This is a genomic window from Streptomyces pacificus (assembly GCF_011766325.1).
In the GTDB taxonomy this organism is placed as follows: Bacteria; Actinomycetota; Actinomycetes; order Streptomycetales; family Streptomycetaceae; genus Streptomyces; species Streptomyces pacificus.
Genome location: NZ_BLLG01000010.1, coordinates 1 through 9,264, shown reverse-complemented (window position 1 = coordinate 9,264; position 9,264 = coordinate 1). Strand labels below are relative to the sequence as shown.

At 70.3% G+C, this 9,264-nt stretch carries 9 protein-coding genes; 8 read left to right on the top strand and 1 reads right to left on the bottom strand.

The window, feature by feature from the left end:
* Positions 1 to 173: 173 nt before the first annotated feature.
* The 5 genes from SCWH03_RS17360 to SCWH03_RS17340 all read left to right on the top strand — a co-directional run bounded on the left by SCWH03_RS17360 (position 174) and on the right by SCWH03_RS17340 (position 4,336).
* The gene (locus SCWH03_RS17360) at positions 174 to 536 is read left to right on the top strand and encodes an IS110 family transposase (RefSeq protein ID WP_254076814.1); all 363 of its coding nucleotides are present in this window, start codon (positions 174 to 176) and stop codon (positions 534 to 536) included.
* 152 nt (positions 537 to 688) lie between these two features.
* Positions 689 to 2,155 carry a bifunctional 3-oxoadipate enol-lactonase/4-carboxymuconolactone decarboxylase PcaDC gene (gene pcaDC / locus SCWH03_RS17355; RefSeq protein WP_173265177.1) on the top strand — a complete coding sequence of 489 codons (1,467 nt, stop codon included), beginning with the start codon at positions 689 to 691 and terminating at the stop codon, positions 2,153 to 2,155.
* A 148-nt stretch (positions 2,156 to 2,303) separates the two neighbouring features.
* Complete coding sequence (locus tag SCWH03_RS17350; protein ID WP_173265176.1) at positions 2,304 to 2,936, top strand: MBL fold metallo-hydrolase; 633 nt, start codon at positions 2,304 to 2,306, stop codon at positions 2,934 to 2,936.
* Between the two features lie 96 nt (positions 2,937 to 3,032).
* Positions 3,033 to 3,812: an exodeoxyribonuclease III gene (locus tag SCWH03_RS17345; protein ID WP_173265175.1), complete on the top strand. Its 780-nt coding sequence runs from the start codon at positions 3,033 to 3,035 to the stop codon at positions 3,810 to 3,812.
* 83 nt (positions 3,813 to 3,895) lie between these two features.
* A complete protein-coding gene (locus SCWH03_RS17340) occupies positions 3,896 to 4,336 on the top strand; it encodes a DUF6278 family protein (protein WP_173265174.1) in 441 nt (146 codons plus the stop codon).
* A 252-nt stretch (positions 4,337 to 4,588) separates the two neighbouring features.
* On the opposite strand, the gene SCWH03_RS17335 is transcribed toward SCWH03_RS17340, so the two are convergent.
* Entirely contained in the window at positions 4,589 to 6,175 is a 1,587-nt protein-coding gene (locus SCWH03_RS17335) for a CocE/NonD family hydrolase (RefSeq protein WP_173265173.1), read from the bottom strand.
* Positions 6,176 to 6,772: 597 nt separating this feature from the next.
* On the opposite strand from SCWH03_RS17335, the gene SCWH03_RS29915 reads away from it, so the two are divergent.
* The 3 genes from SCWH03_RS29915 (at position 6,773) to SCWH03_RS17320 (ending at position 9,182) form a co-directional block, all read left to right on the top strand.
* On the top strand, positions 6,773 to 7,132 hold the full coding sequence (locus tag SCWH03_RS29915) for a hypothetical protein (RefSeq protein ID WP_173265172.1): 360 nt from the start codon (positions 6,773 to 6,775) through the stop codon (positions 7,130 to 7,132).
* A gap of 313 nt (positions 7,133 to 7,445) precedes the next feature.
* On the top strand, positions 7,446 to 8,456 hold the full coding sequence (locus SCWH03_RS17325) for a sugar phosphate isomerase/epimerase family protein (RefSeq protein WP_173265171.1): 1,011 nt from the start codon (positions 7,446 to 7,448) through the stop codon (positions 8,454 to 8,456).
* Positions 8,457 to 8,705: 249 nt separating this feature from the next.
* Positions 8,706 to 9,182: a DDE-type integrase/transposase/recombinase gene (locus SCWH03_RS17320; RefSeq protein WP_173265170.1), complete on the top strand. Its 477-nt coding sequence runs from the start codon at positions 8,706 to 8,708 to the stop codon at positions 9,180 to 9,182.
* The last annotated feature ends 82 nt before the right edge of the window (positions 9,183 to 9,264 follow it).

Below are 9,264 nucleotides of genomic sequence, written 5' to 3'. Positions count from 1 at the left end.
CATTCTCCGGCCTCGGGCAGGCGATACACCTGTCGGCCACACCTGAGGGATTGATTGCCGACCCGCTGGGCGCTCACACTGTGGTCGGGTCATGCCGTTGTGCCGGGAGCAGTGAGCGGTGGCGCGGTGCCGTCCCGGACGGGGTCTGACTCATGAGATCGAGGCGAACCACCATGACGACCAGAGAGCGCAGCACCTACTCCCGTACGGATCCGCCCCATCGGGGCGAGGTCGTGCTGGGCGTGGACGCGCACGGCGAGGTGCATGTCGCCGCCGTGATCTCCCCGCTCGGGAAGGCCCTGGGCACCGAGTCCTTTCCAGCCACGGCGGCCGGCTACCGACAACTGCTTGTCTGGGCCCGCAAGCGGGGGACGGTGCGCCGGGCCGGTGTGGAGGGCACCGGTACCTTCGGCGCGGGCCTGTCCCGCTACCTGGTGACCCAGCAGATCCAGGTGTTCGAAGTGAACCGGCCCGACCGGACGGCCCGCCGGCTGCTCGGCAAGTCGGACCCGCTCGACGCGCAGGCCGCAGCGTGAGCCGTGCTCAGCGGTCGCGCCCGGGCCCAGGCCGAATCCGGCGACGGACCCGTGCACGCCACCCGGATCTGCAAACTAGTCAAGGACTCCGCGGTCAAGGCCCGCACCCCTGCGTTATAGGGGCGTCCGTGAGACGTGAGAGGGTCTGACGCGTGAGTGAGACACCGCCGAACACCCTGCAATACCGCTTTGACGGGCCAGAAGAGGCCCCGGTCCTGATCCTGGGTCCCTCACTGGGTACCACATGGCACATGTGGGACCGGCAAGTGCCGGAGCTGTCGCGGCGGTGGCGGGTGCTGCGCTTCGACCTGCCGGGGCACGGCGGCGCGCCGGCCCACCCGGCCGGGTCGGTGCCCGAACTCGCCGACCGGCTCGTCGCCACGCTCGACGAGCTCGGTATCGAGCGCTTCGGCTACGCGGGCTGCTCCGTCGGCGGCGCGGTCGGCATCGTCCTGGCGCTGCGGATCCCGCACCGGGTCGCCTCGCTCGCCCTGGTGGCCGCGTCCCCGAGGTTCGGCACGGCGGACGAGTTCCGCCGGCGCTCAGTGATCGTCCGTACCAGCGGTCTCGACCCGATGGCGCGCGCGGCGCCCGAGAGCTGGTTCACCCCGGGCTTCGCCGCCGCGCAGCCCGCCATCGTCGAGTGGGCCGTCCAGATGGTGCGCACCACCGACCCCGGCTGCTACATCGCCGCCTGCGAGGCGCTCGCCGCCTTCGACGTACGAGCCGACCTGGGGCGGCTGGGCGTGCCGACGCTGGTCCTGGTCGGCTCCGACGACCAGCTGACCGGGCCCGCCGAGGCGCGCACACTGGTCGCCGGGATACCGGACGCCCGCCTCGCCCTGGTCCCCGGAGCCTCGCACCTCGCGCCCGTGGAGCAGCCGGCCGCGGTGACCGATCTGCTCGTCCGGCACTTCTCCCTGGCCTGGCAGGAGACCCTCCACGCGCCCCCCGCGCCTCAGTTCGCTCCTGCCGGTCCTTCTGCGCCCTCTGCGCCCCAGGTGCCCTCTGTGCCCCAGGCGCCCTCTGCCCCCGCTCCTCCCACCCCCTGTACCGCCTCCTCCGCCCCCGCCTCGTCCACCGTCTCCTCAGCCGCCGCCGGTCCTTCTGCGCCTTCTGCGGCTGCCGCTTCCCCCGCCTCGTCCGTGCCCTCCGACCCGTGCGCCTCCGGGCCCGTGGCCCCCGTCGCCGAGACCGCCCCGGCAGCCGAGCAGCCCCATCCCGAGGGTGCGCTGCGGCCCGACCCGTACGAGGCGGGGATGGAGGTCCGGCGTGCGGTGCTGGGCGACGCGCACGTCGACCGGGCGATGGCGGGGGCGGACGAGTTCACCGCGGACTTCCAGGAGCTGGTCACGCGCTACGCCTGGGGCGAGGTCTGGACCCGGGAGGGCCTCGACCGGCGGACCCGCAGCGCGGTGGCTCTCACGGCCCTGGCGGCGGGCGGCCACCTGGAGGAGCTGGCCTCCCACACCCGCGCCGCGCTGCGCAACGGACTCACCCCCACGGAGATCCGCGAGATCCTCATCCAGACCGGTGTCTACTGCGGTACCCCGGCGGCGAACGCCGCCTTCAGGGTCGCCCGGTCTGTGATCCTGGAGGAGACCACCCCGCGCGACTGAGCGCCCGCCCCGTCCCCACCTCCTCGACCTCCGCACCCCCGTCCCCCTCCCGGGCGGAGCGGACAGCGGAGCGGGCGGGAAGGACCGGCCCGTGGAACCGGGTGCGGCGCATCGTGCGGGCCCCGGACGTGAGAGGAAGGCCGTTCCCGTGAAGCTCACCAAGAAGTCGCACGCCTGCATCCGCCTCGAGAAGGCCGGGCGGACCCTCGTCATCGACCCCGGGGTCTTCAGCGAGCCCGATGCCGCCGCCGGGGCCGACGCCCTGCTCGTCACGCACGAGCATCCGGACCACTTCAGCGAGGAGCGGCTCCGGGTCGCGCTCGACGCCGACCCCGCCGTCGAGGTCTGGACCCTCCGCAGCGTGGCCGGGAAGCTTTCGGCCGCCTTCCCCGGCAGGGTGCACACCGTCGGCGACGGCGACACCTTCACCGCGGCCGGCTTCGGCGTGCAGGTGCACGGCGAACTGCATGCCGTGATCCACCCCGATCTGCCGCGGATCACCAATGTCGGGTTCCTCGTGGACGGTTCGCTCTTCCACCCCGGCGACGCACTCACCGTCCCCGACGAGCCGGTGGAGACGCTGATGCTCCCCGTGATGGCCCCGTGGAACAAGGTCGCAGAAGTCGTCGACTACGTCCGCGCGGTCGGTCCGGTGCGGGCGGTCGACATCCATGACGCCCTGCTCGCCGACCGTGCCCGCCCCGTCTACGACACCCATATCGGCACCCTCGGCGGCGCCGGCCACCGCCGACTCGCCTCCGGGGAGTCCATCGAGCTCTGAGGCCCGGCAGAGCGCGGCCAGGGCCGGGTCGCGCCGGTTCCCCCGGGGGCCATGGGCCGCCCGTGACTGTCCGACCCCGCGGCTACGCTTGACGGCATGCGCATCGCCACCTTCAACGTCAATTCGATCACCGCCCGCCTTCCGCGGCTGCTGGCCTGGCTGGAGAGCAGCGGCACGGACGTGCTGTGCGTCCAGGAGGCCAAGTGCACCGCCGAGCAGTTCCCGGTGGGCGCCCTGAAAGAGCTGGGCTACGAGTCCGCGGTCCACGCCGACGGCAGGTGGAACGGCGTGGCGGTGGTCTCCCGGGTGGGTCTCGAGGACGTCGTGAAGGGCCTGCCCGGCGGCCCGGAGTACGGCGGGGTGCAGGAGCCGCGGGCGGTGAGCGCCACCTGCGGCCCGGTCCGCGTCTGGTCGGTGTACGTGCCGAACGGCCGCGAGGTCGACCACGAGCACTACACGTACAAGCTGGCCTGGCTGGAGGCGCTGAGGGGCGCGGTAGCGGAGGATGCGGCGTCCGGCCGCCCGTTCGCGGTGCTCGGCGACTACAACATCGCGCCGACCGACGACGACGTGTGGGATCCGTCCTCCTTCGAGGGGATGACCCATGTGACCGGGCCGGAACGCGCCGCACTGGCCGGACTGCGCGAGACGGGCCTCAGCGACGTGGTTCCGCGCCCGCTGAAGTACGACCACCCGTTCACATACTGGGACTACCGCCAGCTCTGCTTCCCCAAGAACCGGGGGATGCGCATCGATCTGGTGTACGGCAACGAGCCGTTCGCCGCGGCCGTCAGGGACGGCTATGTCGACCGCGAGGAGCGCAAGGGCAAGGGCGCCTCGGACCACGCCCCCGTGGTTGTCGATCTCGACCTCTGACCACCGCCCGGGAGGCGCGCTCTCCGGCCGGCGTCCGCGCGCCCAGTGGTGCGCCCGTGCAAGGGAATGCGAGGCTGATCGATATGAACATCCCATTCTTGGGCAGCTGGCGTAAAAGGCACGGCGGCCCGATGAGCCAGTCGTCGGCGTCCGCGGCCGGGGGCGATCCCGAGGGTATGGCGGAGCTGCTGTCCGAGTGCGAGCTCCTGCGGGCGCGGGTGGGTCAGCAGGGGCTCGCACTGGACGACACGCCGTCCTCGTTGCAGGCGCTGGACCAGCTGACCCCGCGCTGGCGGGACGACCAGGAGGAGCTGCCCTGGTTGGGGAACGACGCGGGCCTGTACCTGGGCACGGTGATCGTCCGTACCGTGCGGGGCGCCGCCTGGCATGTCTGGCCGGGCGGTCACCCCGTGGTCCGGCTCGCCTCCGGCCGCGAGGTCAATGTGGTGGAGGCGGGACTCGACTGGGCGGTGCACGGATCGCCCGAGCTGTTCCAGGTGTACGCGGAGGCGGCCGAAGCCTGATCCAGATTCGATCCCTTTAGATGGCTATTACCGCTTTTGTCCCATTCGGTGCGTGTCGGGTCGTGAAGTGCCTTGCCGGGCTGGATAGTTTGCGCTGACCTCGACACCACCGAGATTGGGGCAGAGCAGCGTATGGCCGTCGATCCGCTGATCGAGTTGAGTGATGTCGTCATGGAGCGTGTGTGCGTCGCGCGTCCCCCGGAGCCGGGCGGTAGCTCGTAGAGCCGCGCCCGGCTCGGCGCCGGCCGGAGATCACTGCTCGCGCAACGGGACCGACACATACGAGGGGTCGGTCGCGGGTGAGGAGAAGGTCAGCCGTGCGCCGGACGGGTTGTGCTCGATGTAGAGCGGGTCGACTGTGTCGACGACCAGGGCCAGGCGATGGCCGGCCGGGACGTCGTAGGCGGTGGAGAACAGCTCCAGGTCTACGCGGAACGGCTTGCCCGGTGTCCGGCCGTGGAACGTGTGCGGCGCATGGCTGACCAGCTTGCCGAGGCCGAGCGGCCCCACGTCGTAGAGGTATGCGACGAGGGTGCCGCTCCCCTTGGTGCTGGAGACCGTGGTGTGCAGCGTCGCCGTGCCCCTGATCCGCTGGGGGGTGCCGTAGCGCTCGGACCGCCAGACCGCGGCGAACCACCGGGGGAGCAGCGGTATCGAGGCGGTGGGGGGCAGTTTCACGAACTGGTCCATGGTGCCGGAGAGCATGGCGGTGCCGCCGTTGGCTCCCGAGTCGATGTTCGCGCGGATCCTTTCGGTGCCGCGCAGGGCGATCCTGCGGGTGTCGGCGCCCACCGACTTCCAGTCCGGGTAGGTCTCGTAACCCCTGCCGGTGCGCGACATGATGCGCACCGGCTGCTCGCGGTCCACCCCGTTGTCGGTGCCCTTGAGGTGGTGGTCCAGCCAGCGGCGGGCGCCGTCCCAGACGTCGTTGGGCAGTCCGAGGAGCCCCGGCGCCTCCGGGGTCGCGTGGTCGCCCGGGCGGAACTCCAGCCGCTTGGGCACGGTGAGCCGCTCGTAGAAGTCGGCGTACTGGTTGGGCGGGAAGATGCTGTCGCCCCAGGCGTTGGCCAGCATGACGGCCGTGCCGTTCCGGTTGATCCGGTCGACGTGGGCGGAAGGGGAACGCTTCTCCCCCCACGCGGCCATCTCGTCCTCCTTGTCCAGCTTCGCGCTGAGGAAGTCCCGGGCGAACTCCCGGAACTCGGGACTGGGGCGCCCTGTGAGACGGCCCGTGCCGAGGAGCAGCCCCGCGGCCTGGCGATGCTGGGTGCGGCCGCTGTAGATGGAGCCGGTGAGGTCGGCCCAGCCGCTGAGCGCCGCCACAGCCCTGACCCGGTCGTCGTGCGCGGCGGCGAGCAGGCTGATCCCGGCCGCGTACGACATGCCCGCCATACCCACTCTGGACGGGTCGGCCGGGGTGTTGGCGAGCGCCCAGTCGACGACCTTGCGCGCGTCGGCGATGTCCGGTGGGCCGGCGACCTCGACGTTCCCGCCGGACTGCCAGAAGCCGCGGACGTTGTAGGTGACGGCGACGTAGCCGGAGCCGGCGAGCTTCCGGGCCTGCGCGAGGTACTGGACCTGGGGTGTGGCCCAGCTGGTGGGCAGTACGACCACCGGGTACGTGCGCGAACCGCCGGCGCCGGCCGGGGTGACGACGTTGGCCTTGAGGACGGTGCCGCCGTCGCCGCGGATGTCGACGAACCGTATACCGGGTGCGCTCGATGCCCCGGCCGCCGCCGCGGGAGCGGCCGGGGCGAGCCCGAAGGCCGTCCCGGCCAGCAGTGCCGTGCAGAGGGCGCCGGTCGTCGAGGTGCGCAGGGCTTTGTGGGGGTGTCCCATCGCTCACTCCTGATTCGTGCCGGCCGACTCGTGCCGGCAAAGTGACCCGACGGTAACCTCTTGTCTTTACTCGCGGTAACCGATCGGTGGGTTACGCGAGCGTAACAATCGTTGACGTGGTGTCAGCGGCCTTGCGACGCCGCCGCAAACACCCGCTGACCGATCGTCAGGGAGCCGGCGCGGCGCCTGCCGCCGGATCGCCCGCCGGCACCACGGCGGAGCCCGTCGGCAGGCGCGGCCGGAGCGCTGCTCCGGTGCCACACGGTGCTGCGGTGGCCTGGCCGGGGCGCGCGGCCGGAGTGCTGCGCGGATGCCTTTCCTGTCCGCTTCCTGTCCGGTCTCGGCGCGGCCGTGAACGGATCCCGGGCCGTCCTGACGCGGTCACCTGGCCGGTGAGGAGGGCGGTCCACCAGCGGTTCCATGGCGTTCTACGGCGGTCCCATGGCGGTCCACCGGCCGTCACTCGGCGCTGCTCCAGCGCGGTCGGCCGGTGGCTCGTCAGCGGCCCGTAGCGGCCCGTCGGAGGTCCCGAGGCGGTCCTGACGGCCGGTGCGCGGGACGTTACGCTGCGCGGACGTCCGCCGGATGGAGGTCCGCATGGGTCGCCGAGTCGCCCGTCACGCTCCGCAGCAGATCGCTGGTCTGTCCCGTCGGTCGCATCGGCACCCGCACCACCTCCACGGCTGCACGAGGGGGCAACAGCCGCAGCAGAGATCATCACTGATCCATCGCCACTCGCGCAGTGGGTCGGGCAGCAGCAGAGTCCGACACCTGGTCGAAGACCGCCTGGACATCACCGGCGCCCGCTGGGGCCTGTCCGGAGCCGAAGTCGTTCTCAAGCCGCGTGCCCTCCGTGCCAACGGCGACTTCCACGCCTACTGGGCGTGGCACCAGCAGCAGGAGTTCATCCGCAACCACCAGACGCGCTACCGCGACCAGGTCATACCCACCGCCTGATCGACAGCACCTCAGTGGATCTGCACCCAAGGGCCTTCAGACCAGACCGTCGCCTGGGGAAGTCTCGATTCGGGGATGAATATATACTGTTTCATGGTGATATCGAGCACCTGTATCCCTTGTGCGTTTACTCCGGAGAGGGACCGGCGGACATGACGCCGCCGCGCAGATCCCGCGTACAGCGTCCGGCGGTAGGACGGCGCACGCGAAGCGGCGGTGGGCGAACGGAACACGCGCCCGGAGAGAACGTGGTGTCCGGGCCGCCTGCGCCCAAAGCGCAATTGCCCTTCGGTAGAGATATGGAGGAAGCACCATGAAGCTTGGCGCCTATACGGCATGTCTGCACGACAGGAGCCTTCCCGAATGTCTGCCCCTGCTCGCGGATCTCGGGTTGACAAGCATCGAGATCAACTCCGGGGGCAATCTGCCCACTCCGCACATCAACGTCGACGCCCTGCTGGCCAGCGAGCAGGCGCGCAAAGAGTACCTCAAGAGGATCAACGACGCGGGTCTGGAACTCACCGCTCTCAACGTCAACTGTAACGCTCTCCACCCGGATCTCGGCGTCAGCACGCCGCACACCCACGACCTGCATGCGTCGATCGAACTGGCGGGAAGGCTCGGGGTCCGCAACGTCGTCACCATGTCGGGCCAACCCGGTGCCCACGCCGGCGCCCTGGCCCCCGCATGGATGGTGACTCCCTGGAACAGCGCCGCGACCGAAGTGCTGGAATACCAGTGGGACGAGGTCGCCGTGCCCTTCTGGCGCGACATCGAAGACCGAGCGCGTCGCTTCGACGTTCGCATCTGCATCGAGATGCACCCGCACAACTTGGTGTACAATCCGGCCACCTTGTTCCGGCTCATCGAGCGTACCGACTCCACGCACATAGGCGCCGAGATGGACCCGAGCCATCTGTTCTGGCAGGGAATGGAACCCATCGAGGCCATCAAGCACCTTGGGGACCGTGTTTTCAACGCCGCCGCAAAGGACACCCGGATCAACGAGGAGAACTGCCGGATCAATGGGGTGCTCGACGACCGCTTCACCGCTCCGGACCTCGACGCACCGGGCACCATCTGCGTTGGCGGGCGCTACGTCCTCAACCACTTCCCGGAACAGCCTTCCTGGAACTTCGTGGCCGTCGGACGCGGTCATGACGATGCCTACTGGACCGGCTTCCTCCAGGCGCTCCGCTCGGTGAACCCCACCATTGCGGTCAATATCGAGCACGAAGACGACGAAATGGGGGGTGTCGAGGGGCTCACCTTCGCGGCCGAGCACCTCACCGCCGCAGCCGCTGCGCTGGCACAGAAGGAATGAGGCCGTCGGGTGACGCACCTGGCACAGCGGCAGTGAACCGCCCCGTGTGAAGTGGAGACTCGATTCCATGTAAGGATTGAGTCATGGCACGACCCTCCACTCCCTCCGCCCGTTCCGTGCGCGATGAGGAGCTCAAAGAGCGGATCCAGGGGTCTACCCGTCCACCTACCGCGTCTACGGGGCCCGGAAGGTCTGGCGCGAGCTGAAGCGGCAGGGCCACGAAGTAGCCCGCTGCACCGTCGAGCGCTTATGCGCGAACTCGGGATCCAGGGCGCGGTGCGCGGCAAGCGCGTCATCACCACGATCCCCGGCGGGCAAGCCGATCGGGCCCCCGATCTCGCCGACCGCGACGTCGCCGCCGCCGCTCCGAACCGGTGCTGGGTGGCGGACTTCACCCACGTGAAGACCTGGTCCGCGACCGTCTACGTTGCGTTCGTCGTGGACACCTTCTCCCGCCGGATCGTCGGCTGGTCAGCGGCCGCCGTGAAGGAGACCGAATTCGTCCTGGACGCTCTGGAGATGGCCGTCTGGCAACGTGACTGCGACCAACAGGCCATTCAGCCGGGTGAGTTGATTCGTCATTCGGACGCCGGGTCGCAGTACACGCCGTTCAGGCCCGCTGAGCATCTGGACGCCGCCGGTATCGCCGCCTCCATCGGCTCGGTCGGCGACGCCTACGACAAACCGTTGTCATCACACTGCGCTCCTTTGCGATTGTGCGGATAGAGCTGCCTCGCGGGCCGCGATGCGGTCGCTGATTTTGATGCCCTGGGCGGCCTCGGGAGCGGGGTGGTCGGGGCCGGGCGGG

What these genes read in the sequence shown, in the direction of transcription:
- SCWH03_RS17360 (WP_254076814.1), top strand. Translation starts at nt 174, where the DNA reads ATGACGACCAGAGAGCGCAGCACCTACTCCCGTACGGATCCGCCCCAT.
- SCWH03_RS17345 (WP_173265175.1), top strand. Translation starts at nt 3,033, where the DNA reads ATGCGCATCGCCACCTTCAACGTCAATTCGATCACCGCCCGCCTTCCG.
- SCWH03_RS17340 (WP_173265174.1), top strand. Translation starts at nt 3,896, where the DNA reads ATGAACATCCCATTCTTGGGCAGCTGGCGTAAAAGGCACGGCGGCCCG.
- SCWH03_RS17335 (WP_173265173.1), bottom strand. Translation starts at nt 6,175, where the DNA reads ATGGGACACCCCCACAAAGCCCTGCGCACCTCGACGACCGGCGCCCTC.
- SCWH03_RS29915 (WP_173265172.1), top strand. Translation starts at nt 6,773, where the DNA reads ATGGGTCGCCGAGTCGCCCGTCACGCTCCGCAGCAGATCGCTGGTCTG.
- SCWH03_RS17325 (WP_173265171.1), top strand. Translation starts at nt 7,446, where the DNA reads ATGAAGCTTGGCGCCTATACGGCATGTCTGCACGACAGGAGCCTTCCC.
- SCWH03_RS17320 (WP_173265170.1), top strand. Translation starts at nt 8,706, where the DNA reads ATGCGCGAACTCGGGATCCAGGGCGCGGTGCGCGGCAAGCGCGTCATC.